At 70.0% G+C, this 26,090-nt stretch carries 20 protein-coding genes; 10 read left to right on the top strand and 10 right to left on the bottom strand.

Going from position 1 to position 26,090, the window contains the following annotated elements; all coding sequences use genetic code 11:
• Positions 1-153: 153 nt before the first annotated feature.
• Genes C5E41_RS15025 through C5E41_RS15010 form a run of 4 tightly spaced genes read right to left on the bottom strand, consistent with a single transcriptional unit; the run spans position 154 to position 7,682 of the window.
• Positions 154-1,323 carry a VWA domain-containing protein gene (locus C5E41_RS15025; RefSeq protein WP_104376444.1) on the bottom strand — a complete coding sequence of 390 codons (1,170 nt, stop codon included), beginning with the start codon at positions 1,321-1,323 and terminating at the stop codon, positions 154-156.
• A 22-nt stretch (positions 1,324-1,345) separates the two neighbouring features.
• Positions 1,346-3,721: a DUF5682 family protein gene (locus C5E41_RS15020; protein WP_104376443.1), complete on the bottom strand. Its 2,376-nt coding sequence runs from the start codon at positions 3,719-3,721 to the stop codon at positions 1,346-1,348.
• A complete protein-coding gene (locus C5E41_RS15015; RefSeq protein ID WP_104376442.1) occupies positions 3,718-4,821 on the bottom strand; it encodes an ATP-binding protein in 1,104 nt (367 codons plus the stop codon). The genes C5E41_RS15020 and C5E41_RS15015 overlap by 4 nt, the downstream gene beginning before the upstream one ends.
• Positions 4,818-7,682, bottom strand: a complete 2,865-nt coding sequence (locus tag C5E41_RS15010; protein ID WP_181063252.1) for an SWIM zinc finger family protein — start codon at positions 7,680-7,682, stop codon at positions 4,818-4,820. The genes C5E41_RS15015 and C5E41_RS15010 overlap by 4 nt, the downstream gene beginning before the upstream one ends.
• Positions 7,683-8,053: 371 nt before the next feature.
• Between C5E41_RS15010 and C5E41_RS15005 the strand changes: the two genes are divergently transcribed.
• From C5E41_RS15005 to C5E41_RS14985, 5 genes are all read left to right on the top strand, one after another.
• The gene (locus C5E41_RS15005; protein WP_258080982.1) at positions 8,054-10,459 is read left to right on the top strand and encodes an AAA family ATPase; all 2,406 of its coding nucleotides are present in this window, start codon (positions 8,054-8,056) and stop codon (positions 10,457-10,459) included.
• On the top strand, positions 10,444-10,863 hold the full coding sequence (locus C5E41_RS15000; protein WP_104376441.1) for a hypothetical protein: 420 nt from the start codon (positions 10,444-10,446) through the stop codon (positions 10,861-10,863). Before C5E41_RS15005 ends, C5E41_RS15000 begins: the two co-directional genes overlap by 16 nt.
• 24 nt (positions 10,864-10,887) lie before the next feature.
• The gene (locus tag C5E41_RS14995) at positions 10,888-11,298 is read left to right on the top strand and encodes a YchJ family protein (RefSeq protein ID WP_104376440.1); all 411 of its coding nucleotides are present in this window, start codon (positions 10,888-10,890) and stop codon (positions 11,296-11,298) included.
• Between the two features lie 144 nt (positions 11,299-11,442).
• Positions 11,443-11,715: a SelT/SelW/SelH family protein gene (locus tag C5E41_RS14990; RefSeq protein ID WP_104376439.1), complete on the top strand. Its 273-nt coding sequence runs from the start codon at positions 11,443-11,445 to the stop codon at positions 11,713-11,715.
• A 58-nt stretch (positions 11,716-11,773) separates the two neighbouring features.
• Positions 11,774-13,342 (top strand): carboxylesterase/lipase family protein, encoded by a 1,569-nt coding sequence (locus tag C5E41_RS14985; RefSeq protein ID WP_104376438.1) that lies wholly within the window; start codon positions 11,774-11,776, stop codon positions 13,340-13,342.
• Positions 13,343-13,348: 6 nt separating this feature from the next.
• On the opposite strand, the gene C5E41_RS14980 is transcribed toward C5E41_RS14985, so the two are convergent.
• The 3 genes from C5E41_RS14980 to C5E41_RS14970 all read right to left on the bottom strand — a co-directional run bounded on the left by C5E41_RS14980 (position 13,349) and on the right by C5E41_RS14970 (position 16,900).
• Positions 13,349-14,653: a cytochrome P450 gene (locus tag C5E41_RS14980; protein WP_439956408.1), complete on the bottom strand. Its 1,305-nt coding sequence runs from the start codon at positions 14,651-14,653 to the stop codon at positions 13,349-13,351.
• 100 nt (positions 14,654-14,753) lie between these two features.
• Positions 14,754-15,470 carry a TIGR03089 family protein gene (locus C5E41_RS14975; RefSeq protein WP_104376495.1) on the bottom strand — a complete coding sequence of 239 codons (717 nt, stop codon included), beginning with the start codon at positions 15,468-15,470 and terminating at the stop codon, positions 14,754-14,756.
• Positions 15,458-16,900 (bottom strand): LCP family protein, encoded by a 1,443-nt coding sequence (locus C5E41_RS14970; protein ID WP_104376437.1) that lies wholly within the window; start codon positions 16,898-16,900, stop codon positions 15,458-15,460. Before C5E41_RS14970 ends, C5E41_RS14975 begins: the two co-directional genes overlap by 13 nt.
• 275 nt (positions 16,901-17,175) lie before the next feature.
• Between C5E41_RS14970 and rfbD the strand changes: the two genes are divergently transcribed.
• From rfbD to C5E41_RS14945, 5 genes are all read left to right on the top strand, one after another.
• Positions 17,176-18,039 (top strand): dTDP-4-dehydrorhamnose reductase, encoded by an 864-nt coding sequence (gene rfbD / locus C5E41_RS14965; RefSeq protein WP_104376436.1) that lies wholly within the window; start codon positions 17,176-17,178, stop codon positions 18,037-18,039.
• A gap of 129 nt (positions 18,040-18,168) precedes the next feature.
• Positions 18,169-19,080, top strand: a complete 912-nt coding sequence (locus tag C5E41_RS14960) for a glycosyltransferase family 2 protein (protein WP_104376435.1) — start codon at positions 18,169-18,171, stop codon at positions 19,078-19,080.
• Positions 19,081-19,140: 60 nt separating this feature from the next.
• Positions 19,141-20,214 (top strand): sugar phosphate nucleotidyltransferase, encoded by a 1,074-nt coding sequence (locus tag C5E41_RS14955; RefSeq protein WP_104376434.1) that lies wholly within the window; start codon positions 19,141-19,143, stop codon positions 20,212-20,214.
• Positions 20,215-20,417: 203 nt separating this feature from the next.
• Positions 20,418-20,990 carry a TetR/AcrR family transcriptional regulator gene (locus C5E41_RS14950; RefSeq protein WP_104376433.1) on the top strand — a complete coding sequence of 191 codons (573 nt, stop codon included), beginning with the start codon at positions 20,418-20,420 and terminating at the stop codon, positions 20,988-20,990.
• Positions 20,991-21,101: 111 nt separating this feature from the next.
• Positions 21,102-22,553 carry a phytoene desaturase family protein gene (locus C5E41_RS14945; protein ID WP_104376494.1) on the top strand — a complete coding sequence of 484 codons (1,452 nt, stop codon included), beginning with the start codon at positions 21,102-21,104 and terminating at the stop codon, positions 22,551-22,553.
• Between the two features lie 23 nt (positions 22,554-22,576).
• On the opposite strand, the gene C5E41_RS14940 is transcribed toward C5E41_RS14945, so the two are convergent.
• The 3 genes from C5E41_RS14940 to C5E41_RS14930 form a co-directional block, all read right to left on the bottom strand.
• Positions 22,577-23,497 (bottom strand): cation diffusion facilitator family transporter, encoded by a 921-nt coding sequence (locus C5E41_RS14940; RefSeq protein ID WP_104376432.1) that lies wholly within the window; start codon positions 23,495-23,497, stop codon positions 22,577-22,579.
• A gap of 92 nt (positions 23,498-23,589) precedes the next feature.
• A complete protein-coding gene (manA, locus tag C5E41_RS14935) occupies positions 23,590-24,825 on the bottom strand; it encodes a mannose-6-phosphate isomerase, class I (protein WP_104376431.1) in 1,236 nt (411 codons plus the stop codon).
• Positions 24,825-26,024 (bottom strand): tobH protein, encoded by a 1,200-nt coding sequence (locus C5E41_RS14930; protein ID WP_104376430.1) that lies wholly within the window; start codon positions 26,022-26,024, stop codon positions 24,825-24,827. Before C5E41_RS14930 ends, manA begins: the two co-directional genes overlap by 1 nt.
• Positions 26,025-26,090 lie beyond the last annotated feature (66 nt).

Raw genomic sequence — 26,090 nt, 5'->3', positions numbered from 1 at the left:
GCGCGGCCCGCCGAACTGCGCGGCCCGTACGGAGGAAATCGGCCGTACCTCGCCGAGAACAGCAGGTAGTCGCCGCGCTACTGCGCTGCCGGTGAGAGTTGCGGTCCGGCAAGACCTTTCGGTGGCCACCGACCACGGGTATCGGTCAGGTGATCATCGGCGGCTCGCGGTGGATCGGGCCCAGGTCGCGACATCGCCGCGGTCGAGGGCGACCGACAGCAGTTCGGGAAAGCGGTCGGGAGTGCACGCGAAGGCGGGCACTCCGAGCGCGGCTAGAGCGGTGGCGTTGTCGTGGTCGTAGGCCGGGGCGCCCTCGTCGGAGAGCGCGAGCAGCACCAGGACCTGGACGCCCGCCTCCTTCATCACCGAGACCCGCCGCAACATCTCGTCGCGGATTCCGCCCTCGTACAGGTCGGAGATCAGGACGAACAGCGTGTCGGCCGGCCGGGTGATCAGTTGCCCGCAGTAGGCGATGGCCCGGTTGATATCGGTCCCGCCACCGAGCTGTGTGCCGAACAGCACATCTACCGGATCCGACAGTTGCTCGGTGAGATCCACCACCGCCGTGTCGAAGACCACCAGCGAGGTCTTCAGCGAGCGCATGGACGCGAGTACCGCACCGAAGACGGAGGCATACACGACGCTGGCCGCCATGGACCCCGATTGGTCGATCGCGAGCACCACCTCCCGCCGCACCGCCTGCGCCTTGCGCCCGTATCCGACCAGGTGCTGCGGCACCACCGTGCGGTATTCGGGCAGATAGTGGGCGAGATTGCGGCGAATCGTCCGATCCCAGTCGATATCGCGCAACCGTGGCCGCGACACCCGCGCCGCGCGGTTCAGTGCACCGGACACCGCGGCCACGGTGCGTGCGGCGAGCCGGCGTTCGATGTCGCGCACCACTTTCTCCACCACGACTCGTGCTGTGGCGCGGGTGGTTTCGGGCATCATGCGGTTCAGGCTGAGCAGGGTGCCGACGAGGTGGACGTCGGGTTCGACCGCCTCGAGCAGTTCGGGCTCGAGCAGCAGTTGCGTGAGCTGCAGCCGGTCGATGGCGTCGCGCTGCATGACCTCGACCACCGTCGACGGAAAGTAGGTGCGAATATCGCCCAGCCATCGGGCGACCTTCGGCGCCGAACCGCCCAGGCCTGCGGCGCGCTTGTCCGATGGGGTGTGCTCGTCGCCGTTGTAGAGCGCCGACAGCGCCCGGTCCATCGCCGCGTCCTCGGCCGTACCGAGCCCGCCGAGACCGGCCTCGGCGGGGGCGCCGAGGACCAGCCGCCAGCGCCGGGCCTGCACCTCGTCCGATTCGGTGTGAGTCATCGTCGGCTCCTCTCGGCTCGAATCATCGTGCGCCCGCCAGAATTTCGGTCGCCGCGTGCAAGGCCAGCGCGCCGCGGGCGGCGTCCGGCCCGGAGTGGTCGCGCTGCGGCGCGGTCGCGGGCGTCCCCTCCCGGACAGCCCGGGCGATGGCCTGCCGTTCTCCCGCCTCGAAAGCGCCGAAGGTACGCCGCAGCAGCGGCAGGGTCGCGACGAATTGCTCCTCGTCCAGCTCGCGCAGCCAGGAGTCGATGCGCCGCAACAGGTCTCGATCGTGGACGAGCAGCAAACCGCGCCCACCCAGGAAGCCGTCGATCCACGCCGCCTTCTCCGCCGGACTGTGGCCGATCGAGAGGGCCGCCGACAGCCGGCGCGCAGCCTCGGCGTCGGCGATGATTTCCGCATCGCAGAGCAGTCGAACCGCGCGGCCCACCAGAGCCCCATGCACATCGTCGCGGTCGGCCACCAGGCCCAGTGCCGCCAGCCAGGTCCGGGTGGCGTGCGCATCGTCGCGGGTCGCGATGGCGACGTGGGTGGCGTCGATCAGGCCGCGCAGTTGGGCGGCGGCATCGGTATCGAGACCGGTGACGGCGCCGGGTAATCCGGCGCAGATGCGCAGGAGCAAGCCGTCGGCGACCCGCGCCAATGCGCCGAGGTCGGTGCTACGAACGTCGCCGTAGCGCAGTGTGCGGATCAGGCCGGGCAGTGCGGCGAGCAGATGGGTGACGTCGTGATCCACCGCGGCCACCGCCTCCAGGCGAGCGACCAGACCGTCCACCGCGCCGCCGAGATCGGCCAGGAGCGCGGTTTCCAGGGCCGCGCTGATATCGGCGACCGTGGCGTCGGAGGCGTCGGCGCGGTCGCGGATCTTCGCCTCGGCCGCGGTGCGGATGGTCGTGCCCCAGCGCGACGCCTCGATGACCGCGACCGACAGGCCGGGTTCCCACCGCAGTGCCCACGACTCGCGGAAGGTGCCGGTATTGCGCACCGCGCCGGTAATGGTTGTTCCCCAGTCGATTCCGAGCAGCCGCAGCCGATGCAGCAGATGCGATCTGGCCACATCGCGGTCCTTGCGCAGATCCAGGTCCAACTGCTGGGCCAGAGCCTGCTGTTTGAGCCGCAGGGTGCGCGCCTGCGCGCGCAGGTCGGCATCCAGCGGGACGGTCGGCGTGCTCTCGGGCACCGAACCGAGCGCCTCGCCGACGACCAGTTCGTCGCTGACGAACCGCAGCATCGACTCGTCGCCGTCGCAGAGCACCGACCGCGTGGCATCGGTGACCTCGGACAATCCCGGCGCGGGACGACCGCGCAGCGCGGCCAGGGTATCGGCCAGTCGCACCGACTCGATGATGTGCGCACTGGAAACCGGCAGATCACGGGCGCGCAGCGCGCCGGCCACCCGGGTGAACCAGCGGGCGATCGGGTCGTCGGTCCGAGTGAACAGGTGGTGGTACCAGCCGGGCGAGGTGATGCCCGCGCCGTATCCGGACGAGCCGGCCAGCCGGGAGTGGGTCCACGGCACCCAGGTCAGCGTGGCCTTCACCTTCGGCAAACCCTTGAGCAGGCGGGAATCTGCCACCGCTGGACCGAGTTTGCCCGCCAGCGCCGGGGCGTGCCACGCCCCGCAGACCACCGCGATCCGCCGCGCACCGCTTTTGAGCGTCCGGCGGATGACCTGCCGCATATACGCCTCGCGCTGCAGTGTGCGCAGGTCGATGCCGCCGGGCAGGAAGCCCGCCGATGCGGATGGATCCGGCTGTGGCACGGCCTCTTCCGCGTCGCCGATCGCGCTTGCGGCAAGCCGATCCGGGTCGGACGGTGCCGGCGCGGCGGCTACGAGATTCGTATCCGAGGCCGCGCGGGCAGGACCGTCTCCGGCCGCGGCGCGCAGTGCGCCCATGGCCTCGGTGATGGCCTCGAAGATCTCGGTGCCGTCCCCGGTGTGGTTCGACGACGATTCGATGACGGCGTCCCACCACCGCTCCGGATCGTCGTACCCGCCCGCGGCGGCCAGCGCGGCCAGCGGGTCGCCGTTGTCACCCGGCTCGGTGTCGAGGGCGAGGGTGTGGGCGGCCGGAAGATCGCAGAAGCTCACGGGCACAGCGTGTTCGGCCGCATACCGCAGTGCCTGCCATTCCGGGGAGAACATCGCGAACGGCCAGAAGGCGGCCCGCGCGGGTTCGTTCGGCGCATAGGCCAGCAGTGCCACCGGCGGTTCCATACCGTCGGCGGCGACGTAGGCGACCAGCGGGTCGGCGTCGGCCGGGCCTTCGATGAGGATCGCATCCGGGCGGAAACACTCCAGTGCCCAGGACAGCGAGCGCGCCGACCCCGGACCGTGGTGGCGGATGCCGAAGATTCGGGTCCGCGGCTCGCCGAGCGCGACGGCGGCGCCGCTCATCCGTGCACCTCACGGCAGGCGCGGTAGAAATCGGACCAGTCGGGGCGTTCGCGGACGACGGCCTCGAGGTACTCGGTCCACACCACGGCATCGGCGACCGGATCCTTGATCACCGCGCCGAGTACCGCACCGGCGACATCGCTCGCACGCAACACCCCGTCACCGAAGTGCGCGGCGAGCGCGATGCCGTTGGTGAGCACCGAAATCGCCTCCGCGGTCGACAACGTGCCCGAGGGTGACTTCAACGTGGTCCGGCCGTCTTCGGTGATGCCGGAACGCAGTTCACGAAACACCCGCACCACCCGCCGCACTTCCTCGGCGGCAGCCGGAATCGGCGGCAATTGCAGTGCGGCGCCGAGCTGTTCGACCCGCCGGGTGACGATCGCGACCTCGTCGTCTTCACCCGCGGGCAGCGGCAGCACCACGGTGTTGAACCGGCGGCGCAGCGCGGAGGAGAGGTCGTTGACGCCGCGGTCGCGGTCGTTGGCAGTGGCGATGACGTTGAAGCCCTTGGCCGCCTGTACCTCGATACCGAGTTCGGGCACCGGCAGCGTCTTCTCCGACAGCACCGTGATCAGTGCGTCCTGCACGTCGGAGGGAATGCGGGTGAGCTCCTCGACCCGGGCGATCGCACCGGTACGCATCGCGGTCATGACCGGCGAGGGCACCAGCGCACCGTCGCTGGGCCCCTCCGCGAGCAGGCGCGCATAGTTCCAGCCGTACCGGATCGCCTCCTCGGCGGTTCCGGACGTCCCCTGCACCAGCAGGGTGGAGGCGCCGCTGATGGCGGCCGAAAGGTGTTCGGAAACCCAGGTTTTCGCGGTTCCCGGAACGCCGAGCAGCAGCAGCGCGCGATCGGTCGCCAGCGTCGCGACCGCCACCTCCATCAGGCGACGCGGTCCCACGTACTTCGGGGTGATCACCGTGCCGTCGGGCAGTGTGTCGCCGAGCAGGTAGGTGACCACGGCCCAAGGCGACAGCCGCCACGACGGTGGCCGCGGTCGGTCGTCGACGGCGGCGAGGGCTCGGAGTTCGTCGGAGTAGGCCTGTTCGGCATGGGGGCGCAGCGGATCGGCGGGTGGGTTCTGAGTGGTGGTCATGCCAGCTCCTCGAGCATCAGGGTGCGTTGGGTCAGATCGTCGGCGAGGCGGTCGAAGGCGCTCTGCCAGTAGGGGTCCGCGCAGCGACGGGCGGCGACGGTTACCGCCGCGACCGCGCGAACCGGGAAGTTGATCGCGGCACTGCGCAGCAGCGTGCGATAGGAGACGGGGGACAGCCCGGCCGCGCCGGGGCGGGCGGCGGCCAGATGGGCGCGATCGAGCAGCAGCCGGACCAGGTGTTCGGCCAGCGGCTGCGGCCACGGTCGCGGTAGCGCCGAGGCGAGCAGTTCGAGTTCGGCCAGCCAACTGCTGTCCAGGCCGCACAGGTACCGCACCCGCCGGTCGATCGGCAGCAGCGCGAACAACTGCTGTCGCAGCCGCGGATCCGCACCCAGGGTGGGCGTGGTGGACAGCACCTCGAACAGCGGCGTTGCCCAGCGGGAATCACCTTGTGCGAGTGTCGCTTCCGACCACCCCGCGGCGACCGGCCCGAGGATGTCGTCGGGAAGCCGCAGCGCGGTGGCCGCCTCCGGAGAGCCGCACAGTTGTTCCCAATGCCGTAGCGGGGTGGCCGCCATCAGGCGGCGCAAGCGTTCGGCATCCACATCGGCCCCGCCGTCGCGGCGGTAGGCCACCGGGTCGAGCCGGTCGGCGAGTCCGTCGCGGCGGGCCGCGTCGTCGAGGTTTCGCGGCAGGTGTGCCTCGAGCGTGCTGGACCGGATGATCAGCCACTGGCTCGCGCGCTCGCGCATCCGTTTCGCGAAGGCCGAATCCGGCAGGTGAGCAAGGAGATCGGCGGCCGTGCGGCGAACTTCGGGCCGCGCGTCGTCGAGGGCCGATTCGAGCAGCGGCTCGTCCTCGGGCCCGACGCCGGTGGCCAGCACCGCCAGCAGTTCGGCCCGGCCGCGCGCCGGTTCCCGGCTCCAGGTTTCGGTGAGGGCCTGCCGGGCGGCCGCGGCGTCGCGGGCGCGCAGGGCGGCCAGCCAACTTCGGCGTTCGGCAGGACGGCCGTGCGTCCACACCTGGGGATCGTCGTCCCCGGTCCGCAGCAGCGGTCGCCAGCGTGGATGCAGCGCTGCCAGCCACCGCCCGCGGCTGCCCGCCAGGCGCATCAGCGGAACCCGCAGGGCGGCTTGACTTCTCGCGGCCTCGAGGAGCGTGGCGCAGAGTGCGTCGGGTGCGCGCCGATCGCCGGGCAGCGCGGCCTCGAACCATTCGGCGAGCATCGGTGAGCCGTCCGCCAGCAGGTGTTGCAGCCGCTGTGCCGCTGCCCGCGGCAACTGGGCGCGATCGTCGGCGGCCGCCGGAGCCGGCAACTCGGCCCGGGCCGGTGGCACCCCGCCCCGGTGATACAGCTCCTGGAGCGCTACCGCCGCCAGCACGGCGTGTTCCGGAGTGTCGGCGCGCGCGGCCGAGGTCACCGCATCGGACAGTCCGCCGGGATCGAGGCTGCGCCGGGCGGTACCCAGCAGCGCAACCGGCACGATCGGCTCCGACGAGGCCGGGACCGCGGTGCCGGGGGTCGGTACCCCCAGAAGCGATTCGGTCTCGACCCCGACGAGTTCGCCGGCCACCAGAGCGGAGACCGGGATCACTCCGGCCGCGGTCCATTCACCGATCACCGTCAGCGGATGACCGCCCGACAGTCCGATCAACTGCCACGGCACCTCGGCGGTCGCGGCGATGGGCACCGCCGTGCCGTCCGGCTCGGCGAGGTACCAGCCGGCGGTTCCCAGGCTGGGGACCACATCCGCCAGTAACATCGGCCACCCGCGCAACCACGGATCGGCGCCCAAGGCCCGCGCATGAGCTTCGAGCTGTCCGGCGATGGACGCGGACTTCGACACGATGGTGGTGAACGGTTCCGGCTCGCCGTGGCGTAGGCCCCAGACCGCGCGCAGCGGCATCGCTGCCGGGTAGTAGTGCAGGTCCGCCTCGACCATGGTGCCGGGAATCGGCAGCTCGCCTGGGAAACTCGCACTGCCGAAGCTGTGGTCGAGGACATGTGCCCAGCGCTGTGTGTCCCGGCCGAGCAGCAGAGTGCGGCGGGTGAAGACCCGTTCCTCCTCGGTGATCCGCACCCCGAGCACCATCCATCGGTCGCGGATCGCGGGCTCGCCGCCGCGGACCTCCTCGGCCTTGGCCGGATATCCGATATGCGCGCGCACTCCGGCAGCCAGCGGGGGCGGTAGTTCGTCGAGCCGCCGGTGCGCGCCGATCAGCAGATACAACCGGGCATATTCGCTGAGCAGAATCGCCGGCCTCTGTTCGACGCCGAGGGTGCGGCGCGGCAGTTGCCGCAATGCTGCCGCCACCCCCGGCGCCTGCGAATCCACCATCCGGGCGGCCACCGTCTCCAGGGCCGCCGCGGAATGGTCGGCCTGGGCCAGGCCGGTGCGGATCTGGTCGCCGAGCCAGACGTCGAGATCGTCGAGTCCGGTGGTCACTCGCGCCCGCCGCTGGTCGAGTGCCGACTGTCTGGTGCCGCGCGTCGCCGGCTCGGCCGGTTTCGCGGCCCGTGCGGCCCGGCCCGCCACCCACTCGGCCGCGAAATCGGCGGGTGCGTCGGACGTCGCGACCGTGCCCTGCGACCAGAGCAGCAACAGCGACAGCGCGTGTTTGCAGGGAAATTTCCGGCTGGGGCACGAGCAGCGATAGGCGGGCCCCGACAGGTCGACGATCGTCTGATACGGCTTGGCGCCACTGCCTTTGCACTGCCCCCACAGCGCGCTGCCGTGGACACCGGTGCCCAGCCATGCGGCGGTGAGCTTGCGGGCCGCGCTCACCGATGCGGCGTCGGGCGCCAGGGCCAGCACATTGTCGGCGGTGACGGCGTAGGTCGCGGCCGGAGAGGTCGTCACGTGTTCCCCCGTTCGTTCGGTACCCCGGATTTGTACCCGAGCCCACCGACAACATCGCGCGGGCGGCCGTCGGGGCCACCGGCCAGACCGTCGTCACCGGGTTCGCTCATCGATTGCGAGACGAATTACCCTGGCGCGGAATGTGATTGCAGGATCAAGCACTGTTGTGAATGATTGTGATCTCTGGCATTCTGATCTGTTCGGTTGAACCGAGCCACCCGTCAGGGGTGTAACCCGTGGAACTGCCCGGCCGGGACGGCCGAGGGGTGGACATCGGGCGGTTCGACCGCTCGATGGCCATGCGTCCCGCCCGGGCCGGTTCTCCGGTAGCGTTCGCCACGACGAGTCGTGTGCGAGGGCCGGGAGGGGCTGTGGGGCAAGAGCAGGGGGAGGTCGCGCCGCGGCTGCGCGACCTGGTTTCGGCTCGGCTGCAGACGGATTCGTCGGTGAGCCCGGAAGTAGCGCAGACGGTGCTGGCGGCGCTGGGGGAGTCCGCCGAGGCGGCCGGCGCCGGGCCGCGGTCCGGAGTATTCCTGCGCGCCATCCGCGTCCGTGGCTTCCGCGGAATCGGTCGCGAGGCGGTACTGCGCATCGCGCCCGGCCCCGGTCTGACGCTGGTGGTCGGCCGCAACGGGTCGGGTAAGTCGAGTTTCGCCGAGGCCGCGGAACTGGCACTCACCGGGGTCAATCGGCGCTGGGAGGGCAGATCCGCGGTCTGGCGCGACGGCTGGCGGAATCTGCACTGCGAGAAGCATCCCCGGATCGCGATCGACCTGATCGCGCAGGAACGAGGCCCGTTCACGATCGAGCGCACGTGGGCGGACGGCGACGAACTGTCCGAAGGCAGCTGGACCCAGCGCGAAAACGGCAGCGACAGCGCCCCATTTCGCCCGCAGGACTGGGCGCGCGCCTTGGAGCTGTATCGGCCGTTCCTGTCCTACAGCGAACTCGGCGCGGTGGTCGACGGCCGCCCCAGCGACCTGTTCGACGCCCTCCATCGGTTGCTCGGGCTCGACGACATCAGTGCGGCGCTGGACCGGACCCGCACGCGCCGAATCGAATTGGAACGCGCCGCGAAGCAGTCGCGGGACGGCCGGCAGGCTTTGCTGGACGAACTGATCACCGTCGCCGACGAGCGCGCCGAGCGCGTCGCCGAGATGTTGCGCGCGCCCGCGCCGGACCTGTCCGCGATCGCCCACGAACTCGCCGGCGCCCGTCACGACCCCGGCGGTGTCGCGGCACTGCAGGCCGTCGCACGGCTGCGTATTCCGGCTCCCGCCCAGGTCGAGGCGGCCGCCGAGGCGGTCGAGCGGGCCACCGCCGAACTGCTGGACCTGGCGACCGGCGATCTGGAAGCCGAACTCCGCATGGTCGACCTACTGCGGGGTGCCCGCGAACACGCTGAGGCCGGCGAATGTCTCTGCCCGGTCTGCGGCCACGGCCGGCTCGACTCGCGGTGGCGGCGCGAGGTGACAGCCCGGATCGAGGCCGTCGAGCGGCGCGCCGCCGTGCTGACCGCCGCCCGGGGGGCGCTGAGCGAGGCGATCGCCGCGGCCCGCGCACTGATCGAACCCGTTCCGCCGGAACTGGAATCGACCATCGACGCGCCGAATATCGATCCCGTGGACGCCCATCGCGCCTGGACGTCCTGGTCCGCACTGCTGGAGGTCGAAGCGGGCGCCACGCTGGCGGCCCGGATGCGCGGCGCGCACGCCGAACTCGCGGTGCGGCTGGAGGTGTTGCAGCGGGCCGTGCACAAAGAACTCGATCGCATCGACGCGGTCTGGACCCCGCTGGTCCCGCGTATCGCCACCTGGCTGCACGAGGCGCGGCTGGTGGCCGCGGCCGATACCGAGCTGCGGACCGTCCGCCGCGCCGAGGACTGGTTGAAGTCGGCCGCCGCCGGTCTGCGCGACGAACGGCTCGCCCCGCTCGCCGAGCACGCCCGGCGCATCTGGGGCGGGCTGCGCCAGCGCAGCAACGTGGATCTCGGCGCGATTCGCCTGCAGGGCAACGCCGGAGCCAGTCGCAAGGTGCTGCTCGACGTCACCGTGGACGACTCGGGAGCCGCCGCTCTCGGGGTGATGAGCCAGGGCGAATTGCATGCGCTGGGCCTGGCCCTGTTCCTGCCGCGGGCCACGGTGGCCGAAAGTCCGTTCGGATTCGTCATGATCGACGACCCGGTGCAGGCGATGGATCCGGCGAAGGTCGACGGACTCGCCCGCGTGCTGGCCGCGGTGGCGCGCAGCGGACGCCAGGTGATCGTGTTCACCCACGACGAGCGGCTGGCCGAGGCGGTGCGCCGATTGCGTTTGGACGCAACGGTTCTCGATGTGCAGCGGCGTGAGCATTCGCGGGTGGAGGTGCGCGCGGTCGAGGACCCGGTGCAGCGCTATCTCGGCGACGCGCGGGCCCTGCTGCGCACCAGGCAGTTGCCCAAGCCCATCGCGACCGAACTGGTCATCACCTGCTGCCGATCGGCGATCGAGGCGGCCGCTTTGGCCCGTGCGCGGCGGGAACTGCTGGCCGCCGGCATCGACCACCGCGAGGTGCAGCGCCGCGTCGATCGGGCACGGACCACCTGGGAGACGGTCGCCCTGGCGGTCTTCGGTGTGCCTGACCGGGTCGACGATCTCAACGACTATCTCGACCGGGAGGCGCCGTGGGCGCGCGCGGTGGTGCGCGATGCCACGGCCGGAGCGCACATCCGCATCCAGCGCCGATCGGGCGATCTGATCTCGGGGACGAAGAGATTCGTGACATGGCTGAATCCGTGAGACCGACCGTGGCACAGCGACTGGCGGCGGCCGCGGAACTGCTCGACGGCACGGTCACCGATGCGGGCGGCCTGTGGTCGCGGGCGACGGTGTGGATCCTGCGGATCGCGCTCGAACAGTCGGTGGACCGGCTGTGGGCACGGGTGTCGCCATCGCTGGCCCGGTGCAGTATGCGCGCCCAGCTGCTGGCGCTGGACAGCTGCGCCGGCCCCGAACTCGCGGGCCGGGTCGCCGGATTGTGGGCGACGCTGTCGCGGGCCGGGCATCACCTCGACTCCGAACCCGCGCCGACCCTGCACGAACTGCGTGACTGGTACGACGAAACCACTCGGCTGGCCGAGGAACTCGACCGCATCGGCGGAACGGATGTACCCGCCGTCTTCGGCCGCCGCCGGAACAGGTGAATCCCGGGCGGCGATAATCGTCCGATGGCCGACACCTTTCGCGAGCGTCCGGACGACACCCGCTGTCCGTGCGGTAGCGGTGAACAGTTCGGGCAATGCTGCGGCCCGCGCCTGGACGACACCCGCCCGGCGCCGACCGCCGAGGCGCTGATGCGTTCGCGCTATACCGCCTTCGCCGTCGGCGATCGCGACTACCTGCTGCGGACCTGGCATCCACGGACCCGGCCGCGGCGGCTGGCACTGGATCCGGCGCAGCGCTGGATATCACTGCAGGTCTTCGGCACCGAGGCGGGCGGCCTGTTCGACGACACCGGGGTGGTCGAATTCCGCGCCACCTACCGATACGACGGCCGGCGGGGCGTGCTCTCCGAGTGCAGCAGGTTTGCCCGTGTCGACGGCCGGTGGGTCTACGTCGATGGAGATATCGAATCGTAACCGGCTCGTAAAGAGTTACCGCTGCTCTCCCACTACCATAACGGCAATACATTACCGATTAGAACAGATAGCGAAGGAGTTGCCCTGAACGTGGAGGGCCGCGCGGTGGCCACCGGGAATCCGGTCTCTCACTAGGGTCACCGCATGGCACGAATCGCGATCGAATACTGCACGCAATGCCGGTGGTTACTGCGGGCCGGATGGATGGCCCAGGAGCTGCTGAACACCTTCGGCACCGACCTCGACGAGGTGGCACTGATTCCCGGAACCGGCGGAGTGTTCCGGATCACCGTCGACGGTGAGCAGATCTGGGAACGCAAGGCCGACGGCGGCTTCCCGGATGTCGCCGGGCTGAAACAGCGCGTGCGCGACCGGATCGATCCCGACCGCGACCTCGGCCACATCGATCGAGGCTGACGCGGTACGAATGATCTCGGACGTACTCTCGGTTACAGGGAGTACGAGGAGGTGCGAGATGAGCACTCAATTCTTCGAGGCGACCCCGGTCGAGGACACTACTGGACCCGTCGCCCACACGACCAGCGGTGCGGTACGCGGATTCCGTACGGGATCGGTCCACGTATGGCGCAGCATCCCCTACGCCGCGGCACCGGCGGGCCCGAAGCGGTTCGCGCGGCCGGAACCGCCCGAACCCTGGTCGGGAGTGCGTGACTGCACCGAATTCGGCGAGATCGCGCCGCAGACCATGGGCGATATGGTGCCCGTGGACTCGGGGCTGCGTATGGGCGAGGACTGCCTCTGGGTCAACGTATGGGCACCGGCGGCCGAACCGGTGCAGCCGCGTCCGGTGATGGTCTGGCTGCACGGCGGCGCCTACTGTCTGGGCACGGCGGCCCAGGCGATCTACGACGGCCGCCGGATGGTCGAGATGGGCGACGTGGTGATCGTCGCGGTGAACTATCGGCTCGGCGCACTCGGCTTCCTCGATCTGTCCTCGCTGGGCGATGGGTTCGTCGCCAACCTCGGCCTGCACGACCAGATAGCGGCGCTGGAATGGGTGCGCGACAATGCCGCCGCCTTCGGCGGAGATCCGGGCAACGTGACTGTTTTCGGCGAATCCTCCGGCGCCGGATGCGTCACCGCGCTGCTGACCTCGCCGCGGGCCGCGGGCCTGTTTCACCGCGCCATCGCGCAGAGCCCGCCGGCCACCACCGTCTTCGGCCCCGACCGGGCCGCCGGGGTGGCGAGCCGTTTCCTGGAATTGCTGGATCTGCCCCCCGAACGTGCCGGGGAACTGCTGGAATGCCCGATCGAACGGATCGTGGACGCGGCCGGCATCCTGCTGGACGAGGTGCCGCTGCAGTCGCCGGGGCGCCTGGCCGCGGCGCCGGTGGTGGACGGTGATCTGCTGCCCACCTATCCGACCGACCGCTTTCAGCAGGGCCGCTCGCATCGCGTACCGCTGATCATCGGCACCAACAAGGACGAGGCGTCGCTGTTCCGGCTGTTCCGCTCGCCGATCATGCCGGTGACACCGGATGCGGTGAACGCGATGCTCAATGCCGTCGCAGGGGAACATCCCGGGCTGTCGCACGAGCGTATCGCCGAAATCACCTCCGCCTACCCGGATCTGGCCACGACTCGCGGCGCGCTGGCGATGTCGACCGATGCGGCGTTCCGGATGCCGGCGCACTGGGTCGCCGATGCGCATTCCCGGCACAGTCGCACCTGGATGTATCGCTTCGATCAGGCCACGCCGATGCTGAAAGCGGCGCGCGTCGGCGCCGGCCACGCCACCGAATTGCCGTACATCTTCGGCAATTTCGGCTCCTTCGATCACGATCCGACCTTCTGGCTGGGTGGTCGCAAGGTCGCGAGCGAGGTCTCGGGCCGGATGATGCGGCGCTGGCTGGCCTTCGCCGAGCACGGCGTGCCCGCGGCACTGGACGGCTCGAAGCATTGGCCGCCCTATCGCGAGTCCACCCGCACGACACTGGTCGTCGACGCCGTGGATCGAGTCGTCGACGATCCCGATCACGATCTGCACACCGCCTGGGGCGCCCAGGCGGTCGGCTTCAGCTGAGCCTGCTCAGACGCTGCTGGGCTGTTCGGCGCGCGTGCCGAGCAGCACCGGCAACCGGCTGTAGCCGTGCAGGGTGAACAGCGGCCGGCGCTGCGGGCGACCGGCCAGCACCAGATTCGGGAAACGCTCGAACAGCGACCGCAGCGCGTACGTGCCCTCCATCCGGGCCAGGCTGGCGCCCAGGCAGGCGTGGATGCCGCTGGAGAACGTCAGGTGATCCTTGGCGTTGGCGCGGGTGACGTCGAAGCGGTGTGGTTCGTCGAACACCCTCGGGTCGCGGTTGGCGCCCGACAGCGACAGCACCACCGTGCTGCCCCGGTGCACGGTGATACCGCCCAGCTCCACATCGCGCCCGGCGATGCGGCCGGTGTTCTGCACCGGTGCGTCGAAGCGCAGAATCTCCTCGATCGCGTTGGGCCACAGCTGCGGATCCTCGCGCAGCCGGTCCAGCTGATCGCGATGGTTCACCAGCTGTACGACGCCGTTGCTGATCAAATTGACCGTGGTCTCGAATCCGGCGCCCATCAGCAGCGTCGCGGAGGCCTTCAACTCGGTGTCGTCCAGCGTGCCGGAACTCACCAGGCCGGACAGGATGTCCTCGCCCGGTTCCCGGCGCAGCCGTGCGATGTGCTCGTCGAGATAGTGGTCCATCTCCAGGATGGCCGCCGAGGCGTCGCGGGTGGTGCGCCAGCTGATGCCGATATCGAGCATCGGCGAGACAGCGTCGCCCCAGGCCAGGAAGCGGTCGCGGTCGGCGTCGGGGAAGCCCAGCATTTCGGAGATGATCGCGATTGGCACCTGGGAGGCGAAATCGGCCACCAGATCCGCCGAACCGCCGGAGGGCAGGGCATCGAGCAGTTCCGTGGTCACCGATTCCACGCGGTCGCGCAGCCGGGCGATCGCGCGTGGTGTGAATGCCGAGGCCACCGGTTTACGCATCCGGGTGTGGTCGGGCGGATCGATCACCAGCATCGACGGCGGCTGCACCGGATTGGGCGGCAGCGGCGCCAGAGCCATCAGCGGACGCAGCGGTCTGGGCACGAAACCCTCGGCCGCCGCGACCTTGAACGTGGTGTCGCGCAGCACGGTACGCACCAGCTCGTAATCGGTGATCGCCCAGCCGAGGGGGGAGTGCACCAGCCGTCCCTGCGCACGCAGCGATTCCAGCAGCGGAATCGGATCCTCGACCGCCTCGGGGCTGGACATCAGTTGTGCCACGGTTTCGCCGCGCCGGGCGTAGGTCTTCAAGACCAGCCGCGGCGTGCCCTGCACCACCAACCACCGAAACCAGTACTGCGGCTTCATCGCCATCCCCGTTCGTCGTCCGGTTCCCCGACACCCACACTACGGAGTAGTGGGCGAGCCGAAAACGGACTGCGGGTGGATCGTCGTGCCCTACCCGGGTAGGAGATCAGGACCGGCGAGTGGTGACGCGCTCCGTCTCGATCCGGTGCTCGAGCCGAGCCGGATCCGGGGCGGTCACCTGCACCAGCGAGGCCCCGGCCGCGTACACCGCGAGCAGTCCGTCGATCAGGTGGGCGGTGGTATCCCAGTCGGTGGTGGACAGCACCCGGTCGCTCGCGGTGAACCCCTGCTGTTCGGCCGAGGCCCGGGCCGCGGCCACGGCCTCGGCGACCGTGGCACCGTCGAGGGCGGCGCCTGCGCCGGCCGGGTGGAATTGGTCGCCGTGCGCCCGCACCGACGTGGCGTAGTCGGTGATGCCGACCGGCAGATCGGCGACCGGCATGCCCATCGGATCCAGCGACAGCGCGGCCACCTCGGCGATATCACCAGCCTCGTCGACGCGCGCGGCCGAAACCAGCGCGAGTTCGGCATCGGCGTCCGGCCGCAGCACCACCTCCGTGCCCGCCCACCAGCAGCCGAGCAGGACCGCGGCGGTCTGCCAGTGCGCGGGCAGCAGCACCGACACCCGTGCGCCCGGGGCGAGGCCGAATTCGTCGCGAATCATGTTGGCGGTCTTGGCCGCCCAGTTCGCCAGCGTCAGCCCGGACAGTTCGATACGGGCACCGGTGCTGTCGTCGTAGTGGGTGATCCGGGGCGCCGCGGGCTCGCGGGCGAGGATCGGGCCGAGCAGGGCATCGGTGAGAGTGTCGTTCAGTTCACGCATTTCGGTCCGTTCTGGCCGGCGTCGATGGGAGGCGCGGGCGGCACCGGTGTCGCGGTGCCCGAGGCCGGCGAGGCTCCGGACATGTCGAACAGACTGCCGGCCGCCGAGCCTGGACCAGAGTAGTCATCGGCGAGCACCACGCGCACCGCGCCCTCCGGCACATCCGGTTCGGCGACCACGGTCAGGCCGCCGAGCGCCTCGGCAACCGCCTTCGCCTTCGGATCGGAGCTGGAGGCGGCGAGCACCCGGCTGCTGCGCACCGGCGAACCCGGCCAGTTCTCGACGGTTCCGGTGTGGAAACCCTTGCCGGTCAAGGCCTGCGCGACCTGGCCGGCCAAACCACCGGTACTGCCGGCGTTGTAGACGTCGGTGGTGACCGAACTCGGCGCCACCGCCCGGTCGTCGTGATCGTCGGTGGTGCCGCCGACCGCCGCCGCGACGAAGGATTTCACCGATTTCGGATCGACCTTCACCACGGATTCGCCGTCGGCGGTCGTCCCGTCGAGATCCTGCACCGGAATCGTCTCGAAATTCACCTTCCCGCCGGACAGATCCTGCAGTTGATGCATGAACGCCACCACGTCCCAGTCCTCGTCGAGCACGATCGTGCGGCCGACGGCATCGCTGAGTTCGCGCAACTTCGCGGGATTGGCGAGGATGCGCGCGTTGAGCGCCTTGTTCACCAGCGAGGCCATGAACACCTGCTGACGCACGATCCGATCCAGGTCACCGCGTGGCAGATCGTGGCGCTGACGCACGAAACTCAGTGCCTGCGCCCCGTCGAGCCGTTGCCGTCCGGCAGGGAAATCCGCGCCCGAGAGCGGTTCGTCCACCGCATTGTTCAGGCATACGTCCACCCCGCCGACGGCATTGGTGAGCAGCACGAATCCGAGCAGCCCCACCTCGGCGTAGTGGTCGACGGTGATCCCGGTGAGATTGGCGACCGACTTGATCAGCGCCTGCCGGCCGGCCTGGGTGGACTTCTGCTCGATCTGGGAGTCCGACAGTCCCTGCGCCGCGTATTTCTGCCGCGCGTTCTCTTTGGTCGCGCCGTAGGCGGAGTTGATCTTGCCCTTGCCGATCCCGGGGATGTCGACGTAGGAGTCGCGCGGAATCGAGATCGCGGTCGCCGAACGGCCGTCGTTGGGCACCCGGACCAGCACGATGGTGTCGGTGTTGGTCCCGACCTCGTCGCCCGCGTGCAGCATCGCCCGCTCCTGGTCGCTGAGCGGATTGCCGTGCGCGTCGGTGCGACTGTCGATGCCGACCATCAGGATGTCGACCGCACCGTCGTGGCCGCCGCCCAGGCCCAGATTGCCGATCCGCTCGATACCGGAGATCAAGGAATCCACGCTGTGCCAGCCGAAGCCGGTGACGATGAACACCACGGCCGCGGCGGCCGCGGCGAGCAGCCGTCCGGGACGATTCACCCCGGGATCCGGACTCGGGCGAACCCCGCGAGCTCGCGGGATGCGGCCGCCGGGCAGTGGTGCTCCGGCGCCGCGGGGCGGCGACGACGCACTTCTGTTCTGCGGCACTCCGTAATCCTTTTCCACGCTCGATCGACCCCCGTTCGAGAATCCGTCCGCGTAGCCCACCGCCTCCGATACCGGTGGTGTACCGGGGAGTTCCCGGATTCGAGGCTATCCAACCAGCGCGCCCGCACCATTGAACCGCTGTTGGCGTGGCGTGCCAGACTTGCCGGGTGAGTCCCGATTCCCCCTCCCGGCTCGTGATCACCGGCGCCGGCGGACAGCTCGGCCGCGCGTTACGCGCGGCGGCGCCCGCGGCCCTCGCCCTGGGGCGTGCCGATCTCGACATCACCGACGCCGAAGCGGTGCGCGCTGTCGTTCGTCCGGGCGACGTGGTGCTCAACTGTGCCGCCTACACCGCCGTCGACGCCGCCGAGTCCGACCACGACGCGGCGTATGCGGGCAATGTCGCCGGGCCGGCGGTGCTCGCCGCCGCCTGCCGCGTGGCCGATGCGCGCCTGATCCACATCTCCACCGATTACGTCTTCGACGGCGCCGCTTCGGACCCGTACGAGCCGGGCGATCCGACCGGCCCGGCAAGTGTGTACGGCCGTACCAAACTGGCCGGTGAGCAGGCCGTGCTCGGAGAGTATCCGCAGGCCACGATCGTGCGCACGGCGTGGGTCTACACCGGCGACCGCGGCGACTTCGTGGCGACGATGCGCCGGCTCGAGGCCGAACGCGAGACGATCGCGGTGGTCGACGATCAGATCGGATCGCCCACCTACGCGCCCGATCTGGCGCTGGGTCTGCTGGAACTCGTTGCGCGGCAGCCGATTCCGGGGGTGCTGCACGCGAGCAACGCGGGTGCGGTCAGCCGCTTCGGGCTGGCGCGTGCGGTGTTCGCCGAACTCGGGGCCGATCCCGAGCGGGTGCGGCCCTGCGGCACCGCCGATTTCCCGAGTCCCGCACGGCGCCCGGCATATTCGGTGCTGTCGAATCGGGCGTGGGCCGAGGCCGGGCTCACCCCGCTGCGTGAGTGGCGGGCGGCGCTCGCCGATGCGCTGGCACGCCTGTCGGATCGGGCGAAACAGTGATTCTTCCTGCTCGCCGCCGCGCGCGGTGGCGAGCGTGCGCGGCGGTGCCGGCCGTCAGCCTGATAAGGCCCTGTGGGTGGCTGCGCTCGGGTGCCTACTCCGGCCTCTCACCCATTAGGCTGGCCTTCCGTGAGCGCTTCGGATTCAGCCCCTTCCGCGGACCGTACCCCTCAGCTGGCGGTGGTCACCGTAACGTATTCGCCGGGCGAGCATCTCGACCATTTCATCAGCACACTCGCGACCGCCACCGCGGAGAAACCGCGGGTGATCCTCGCCGACAACGGCTCGACCGACGGCGCTCCCGAGCTGGCCGCGGAGTCCAACGAACACGTCACGCTGCTGCGCACCGGCGGCAACATCGGTTACGGCGGGGCGGTGAACCGAGCGGTCGCCGCCCTCGATCCGGATATCGAATACGTGATCATCGCGAACCCCGATGTGCGCTGGGGTACCGATTCCATCGATCAGCTACTGGCCGCCGCGCGACGCTGGCCGCGCGCGGGGGCGCTCGGGCCGCTGATCCATGAGCCGGACGGCAGTATCTATCCCTCCGCCCGGCGGGTGCCCGGCCTGCTCGACGGCGCCGGCCACGCGATCCTCGGCACGGTGTGGCCGGGTAACCCGTGGACGCGCCGGTACCGGCAGGAGAACGAGGAGATCGCCGAGCGCACGGTCGGCTGGCTGTCGGGTTCGTGCCTGCTGGTCCGGCGTGACGCGTTCGACAGCATCGAGGGCTTCGACTCCCGCTACTTCATGTACATGGAGGATGTCGACTTCGGCGACCGGATGGGCAAGGCCGGCTGGCACAACGTCTTCGTGCCGACCGCCGAGGTCACCCACGCCAAGGGGCACGCGGCCGGGCGGCATCCGGAGACCATGTTGCCCGCCCACCACGCCTCCGCCTATCGTTTCCAGGCCGACCGCCATCCGCACTGGTGGCAGGCGCCGCTGCGCTGGGCGTTGCGGGCCGGACTTGCGATTCGCTGCAAACTTGCGGTTCGATCTGCGCTGCGCGAGCGCGACCGCGAAGCGCAGCGATAACGCGTGGACCGAACCTGAACAGGGGAAGATTGATGCCGGACAATTCGGGAGGGAGCGGGCGTGGATACCGCAACTGACGCCGTGATCCTGGTCGGTGGCCAGGGCACCCGGCTGCGCCCGCTGACGCTGTCGGCGCCGAAACCGATGCTGCCGGTCGCCGGTCTGCCGTTCCTGCATCATCTGCTGGCCCGGATCGCCGATGCCGGCATCACTCATGTGGTGCTGGGCACATCGTTCCAGGCCGAGGTCTTCGAGGAGCATTTCGGCGACGGAGCCGAGCTCGGCCTCGACATCGAATACGTCACCGAGACCGAACCGCTCGGGACCGGCGGCGGCATCCGCAATGTGCTGCCGAAGCTGCGCGCCGACAACGTGATGGTCTTCAACGGTGACGTCCTCGGCGGCGCCGATCTGGGGGCCGTGCTCGACACGCACGCCTCGACCCGTGCCGATGTGACCCTGCATCTGGTCCGTGTCGGTGATCCGCGCGCCTTCGGTTGCGTACCCACCGACGAGACCGGCCGGGTCACCGCCTTCCTGGAGAAGACCCAGGATCCGCCGACCGACCAGATCAACGCCGGCTGCTACGTCTTCCGCCGCGAGTACATCGAGAAAATACCGAGTGGCCGTCCGGTGTCGGTCGAGCGCGAGGTGTTTCCGTCGCTGCTGGCCGAGGGCGCCCACATTCAGGGCCATGTCGATGCCTCGTATTGGCGCGATATGGGTACGCCCGAGGATTTCGTGCGCGGGTCCGCGGATCTGGTGCGGGGGATCGCGCCCTCTCCGGCGCTGCCGGGGCAGCGCGGGGAATCGCTGGTCCATCCCGGTGCCGGCGTCGCGCCGGGTGCGCTGCTGATCGGCGGCACGGTCGTGGGCCGCGGCGCCGAAGTGGGCGCCGGTGCGCGACTCGACGGTGCGGTGCTGTTCGACGGTGCCCGGGTCGAGGCCGGCGCCACCGTGGAGCGCTCGATCATCGGATTCGGCGCGCGCATCGGTCCGCGAGCGTTGGTCCGTGACGCCGTGATCGGTGACGGCGCCAGCGTCGGCGCCCGCTGTGAGCTGCTGCGCGGTGCCCGCATCTGGCCGGGCGTGGATCTGCCCGACGGCGGGATCCGCTTCTCCACCGACGTCTAGCGCCAGCGGTCGCCGGGTCGCCGACCGGGGTCACCGCGATTGCGATGCCGGGGGCGAAACGCTGCCGCGTGAGCAGCACCACGCCGAAGCTGATATTGCCTGCCGGATTTCCGGTCGTTCGAGTCATGCCGAATACCCCGATGCTGGTCGGCCAGGGCGTATGCGGAGGTCGCTAACTTGTCTAGCGTTGCTAGAGTTTCGGTATGACGGTTCAGGAACGCAAGGAACGCGAACGTGCCCAGCGCCGGCAGGCGATCATCGACAGTGCGCGTGAACTGGCCGAATCCGACGGCTGGGATGCGGTGACCGTGCGCCGGCTCGCCGAACGCATCGAATACAGCCAGCCCGTGCTCTACAGCCACTTCTCGGGAAAGCGAGCGATCGTCTCGGCTGTTGCCGAGGAGGGGATCGCCCTCCTCAGAGATGTCCTGCGGGACGCGCGAGAACAGGCCGACGGCCCCGACGCCGCGATGGAGGCCGTCGCCCGGGCCTATCTGCACTTCGCCGCCGACAACCCCGCCCTCTACGACGCCATGTTCGTTCAGGACACCGAACTGCCCTTCGGGCCCGACGCCCCGCAGACGCTGCGCGACTGCTTCGAGGAACTCGAGCGTCTCTTTCGCCCGCGCGTCCCCGAAGACGAATCCGGGGCGTACACCGAAGTGTTCTGGAGTGCGCTGCACGGGATGGCGGCATTGGACCGAAGCGCTCGTCTGCGCCCCGACCTGTGGGAACAACGCATGCACGTGCTCATGCGCTGGGGCACTCGCAGTTGACGAGCTCCGACGTGGCGTGGCACCGCGGCCGCTCGACCGTGCCACCTGCCGTAGGCGGTCAGGGCGTCGGGATGTCAGGTAGCCCTTGGTTTTCGCCCTAAGGTGGTGGTCATGGCGGATGCGGTGGTGGTCGGCTCCGGGCCCAACGGTCTGGCCGCGGCGGTGCTGCTGGCCCGCGCGGGGCTCGAGGTGGAGGTATTCGAAGCCGCGGATCATGCCGGTGGCGGCTGCCGTACCGCCGAACTCACCCTGCCCGGATATCACCACGACGTGTGCGCGGGCGCGCATCCGATGGCGACGGCATCCCCGTTCTTCCGCGCATTCGATCTCGGCGCACACGGCGTCGAATTGCGGACTCCCGAGATCTCCTACGGGCATCCGCTCGACGGCGGGGTGGCCGCGTCGGCCTGGCGGGATCTGGATCGGACGGTCGAGGGTCTGGGCCGCGACGGTGCGACATGGCGGCGCCTGTTCGCCCCGCTCGTGCGAGAGTGGGAGGCAGTGGTGGAGCTGGGGATGTCGGACCTGCGCCACATTCCTCGTGACCCGCTGTCGGCCGTGCGCTTCGGCCGCCGGCTGCTCGAGCAGGCTTCGCCGATGTGGGACCTGCGTTTTCGCGAGGAGCGCGCGGCGGCACTGTTCACCGGGGTGAGTGCGCACGCCATCATGCCGCCGCGGCAGTTCTCGGCGGCCGGCGTGGCGTTGCTGCTGGGCACCCTCGGCCATGTGGGTGGCTGGCCGATTCCCCGCGGCGGCTCGCAGGCCATCGTGGATGCTCTGATCGCCGATCTGGAGCGGCACGGCGGGCGCATTCACACCGGGCACCGCGTCGATTCACTGGACGAATTCGCCGGTGTGCGAACGGTTCTGCTCGATACCGCGCCGACGGAACTGCTGCGGATCGCGCGAGTCCCCACGACCTATCGAAACCGGCTGCGGCGCTATCGATTCGGCGGCGCGGCCTGCAAGGTGGATTTCGCCCTGTCGGGGCCGGTGCCGTGGCAGGCGTCGGAGCTGAGGGCCGCGGGCACCGTGCACGTCGTCGGCACGCGAGCCGAGGCGATGGCCGTCGAACGTCTCGTCGCGTCGGGGCGCCACGCCGAGCGGCCGTACGTCCTGGTGATCCAGCCGGGCGTGGTCGATTCGTCCCGGGCTCCCGGCGACAACCACACGCTCTACGCCTATGCCCATGTACCCAACGGATCCGGCCGTGACATGAGTCCCGAAGTCGTCGCGCAACTCGAACGCTTCGCCCCCGGCTTCCGGGATCTGATCCGGGCCACCCATGTGCGCCCGGCCGCGCACATGCCCGCGCACAACGCCAACTACGTCGGCGGCGATATCGCGGCCGGCGCGATGACCCTGGCGCAGACGATCTTCCGCCCGACCCCGCGCTGGAACCCTTACGCCACACCGCTTCCCGGGGTATACCTGTGCTCCGCGGCGACCCCGCCCGGGCCCGGCGTGCACGGCATGTGCGGCATGCACGCCGCGACTCGTGCGCTGCGCGAGCAGTTCGGCATCCGCACCGATCCGGCCGACCTGCTCGGCGCGACGTCGTGAACCGGAACCGCCGCGGCCGAGACCTACACCGGCTGGGTGCGGTACAGATCGGGCTCGATGTACATGACCCGGGCGGCGGGGACGGCGGCCCGCACTCGGGCTTCGGCGTCGTCGATCGCGGTGGCGATATCGCCGATCTCGAGTCCGGGCACGATCGACACCTTCGCCGCGACGAGCATCTCCTCCGGCCCGAGGTATTCGGTGCGCAGGTGGATGACCCGGTCGATGCGCTCGCCGTCGACCAGATTCGCGCGGATCGCCGCGTCCTGCGCGGGCGTCGCACCCTCACCGATCAGCAGACTCTTCATCTCCACGATCAGCACGACCGCGATGACACCGAGCAGCACGCCGATGCCGAGGGTGCCGATACCGTCCCAGATCGCGTTGTCGGTCACCACGGTCAGCACCACGGCGATCAGCGCGATCAGCAGGCCGATCAGCGCACCCGTGTCCTCGAGCAGCACCACCGGGAGTTCCGGGCTGCGCGAATTGCGGATGAACCGCCACCAGCTCGCCCCTTCGCGCAGCGGTGAGGACTCCCGCATCGCGGTCATGAAGCTGAAGCCCTCCAGTGCGGCCGCGAGACCCAGGATCACGATCGCCACCACCGGAGAGGTCAGTACCTCCGGATGCTGGATCTTGTGCACCCCTTCGTAGATGGCGTACATCGAGCCGAGCGAGAACAGCACCAGCGCCACGACGAACGAGTAGAAATAGCGGTTGCGCCCGTAGCCGAACGGATGCAGGTCGTCGGCTTCCTGCTCGGCACGTTTCTGCCCGAGCAGCAGCAGCCCCTGGTTACCGGTATCGGCCACCGAGTGCACGGCCTCGGCCAGCATCGAGCCGGAGCCGGTGATCGCGGCGCCGATGAATTTCGCCACCGCGATACCGGCATTCGCGCTCAACGCCGCGAAGATCGCTTTCTTTCCGCCACCAGCAGACATGATGCAGCCCCGGTCCTTCCGTCCCCGGCGCTCGCCGGTAGATGTCCGATTTGTTCGATCAATCTACTAAAGCGGCCGAACCGGCCGCGCGGTCACTCGCCCACACACGCGCAGAACAATTGCGCCGGGCCGCCGAGGGCCCGTGCCTGGATGTCGGCGTCGGTGGCCGAGATCCACGCGGCGCTGCCGGCCGCGATCGGCAATTCGCTCCCGGCCTGTGACAGCAGTACGGTGCCGGCGGTCACCAGCAGGATGCCCGGTCCGACGCGCGGGATGTCGGCCGCCGCGGCGTCCTCGGCCAATTCGTAGCGGCACAAGGCGAATTCCGGTGCGGGCGTGGGATACCGGAACGAATGCACATCGACCGGTTCGGGTTCGATGATCGGCGCCCGCAGTGGTTCGAAATCCAGCACTCGCAGCAGTTCGGGCACGTCGACGTGCTTGGGAGTGAGCCCACCGCGCAGCACATTGTCCGAATTGGCCATGATTTCGACGCCGATGCCGCGCAGGTAGGCGTGCAGACTACCGGCGGCCAGGAACAGGCCCTGTCCGGGTTCGAGGGTCAACCGGTTCAGCAGCAGGGCTGCCAGCACCCCGGCATCATCGGGATACGCCTCCGCCAGTTCCAGTGTGGTGCGCGCCTCGGTCGCGAATTCCTTGGCCCGGCCGGGAGGTTCGAGCGGGTCGACCTGTTTGAGGTAGCGCACACACCCGTCGAGGACCTTCGGTAGCAATGTGGCCAGCATGGCCTGCGGCAGGGTGATCCAGGTGGTGAACAGGGTGCGCAGGCCGCCGGAGTCCGGCTGGGCGGCAAGCAGTTCGGTGTACTGCACCAGTTCCGGCACGGCCAGCGAGTTCAGCAGGTCGACGGTGCGCAGCGGGTCGCGGAATCCGGCCAGCGCCTCGAAACGGTCGAGTGCCACCACCAGTTCGGGTTTGTGGGAGTCGTCGCGGTAGTTGCGCATGGGGGAATCCAGCGGCACCCGCGTGTGATTCTCCCGTTCGAATCCGTAGCGGGCCTGATCGGCGCTGGGATGTGCCTGCAGTGACAGCGGTTCCTCGGCGGCCAGGATCTTCAGCAGGAACGGCAGGCGCCCGCCGAATGCCGGTGCGACGGCACCCAACTCCCGGTTCGGCTCGGCCTCGAGCAGTTCGAGCAGCGAGCGGCTGGCGCCGTCGGCGAGGATCTTCGCGGGATCGGCGGGGTGGGCGCCGAACCACAATTCGGCCTCGGGATGGGGGGAGGGAACCTCTCGACCGCACAGCTGAGCGAGGGCGGTGCGAGATCCCCAGGCATAGGAACGCAACGCACCAACGAGTTCGTGCACTAGTAGTGGCCCCCGTCGTAGTGGGCGGGACGGCTCGTGGCTGGGGGGCCACCGAGCAGACGCAGATAGGCGGCGGCCATTTCCAGCCGCAGCACCAGCACCGCCAGTTGTTCGAGTTCGCTGCCGCGCCCGGCAACCGGCGCCTGGGGTTCGCTCGCACCGGTGTCGCGCGGGACACTCGCCTCGGTGCGCATCAGTTCGATGTCGACATTCACCAGATCGGCGTCGACGATGCCCGCGCCCGCGCCGAAGACGGCCAGCCGGCGCCGGGCCGCGACCTGGTCGCCGTCGGCGCTCACCACGAACACCCGGGCTCGATCGACGGGTGCCGGCCCGTCCAACTGCTCGTCGTGGAACAGCGGATCGTAACCGGGTGCGGGCGCCTCGGCGGATTCGATCAGCCGTGCGTTCGCGGCCACGGCCTCGGTGAGGTCGACGGCGGCCGCGATCTGTCCCGCGGTCTGCAACAACACTTCGGCGCCGTGCTCGGCCACCACCGCGGCGGCGGGTGAATCACCGGTCAGCACCAGTCGCCGTTCCCGCATCCGCGCGGCGAGGGTTTTGGCGGGGTTGTGGAAGACCTCGTGGTGCGGTCCGTCGCGCAGGGCCTCGGCGTCGAGCACATCGGCGAGTTCGTCGAGGTTCGGCACCAGCGGTCCGATATGCGTCGGATCGACCGCCTGCAGCACCGCGATTCCGACGGCGACGAAGCGCAGAATCCGGTTGTGGTCCAGCACCCGGACCCGGGGCGGCAGCATGGCCGCGCGTCCGGCGGCCGCGGCTCGCATCGGGCCTTCGTCCGGCGCGGCGACCACGACTTCGGCGCCGCGGCGCAGCGCCCGGTCGACGGCGCCGGTCAGTCGCGGATCGGCCGAGTCGTCGCCCGCGACGACCACCACATCCAGCGAACCGACCCACTGTGGAATCGTGGTGGCGCTGATGATGGGCAGCCCCGCGCGGTCGCCGAAGGCGGCCTGCAGCAGAGTGGCCGCGCGGGCCGCGCGCCCGGTGCCGGAAACCAGCACCAGACTTCGCGGCCGCAGCCCGTCGAGCCGGCTGAGCGCGTTTTCGGCGACGGCGGCCGCGGTGGCACGCACCTGAGCGCCCCCGGAGGCGGCCGAACGCAAAATTCCCCCGGAATCCGCAGCCTCCAACGAGGCGACGTCATCGAGGTCGAGTACGGGTGTCCCTGCGATCATCGGGCGTTGCCACCTCCCCTCAATCGGGTCACCACGCCGGGGGATGTCGTTGTCCCCGGGCGAATC

The organism is Nocardia nova (assembly GCF_002933465.1).
GTDB lineage: Bacteria > Actinomycetota > Actinomycetes > Mycobacteriales > Mycobacteriaceae > Nocardia > Nocardia nova_B.
This window is presented reverse-complemented; position numbering and strand designations above follow the sequence as displayed.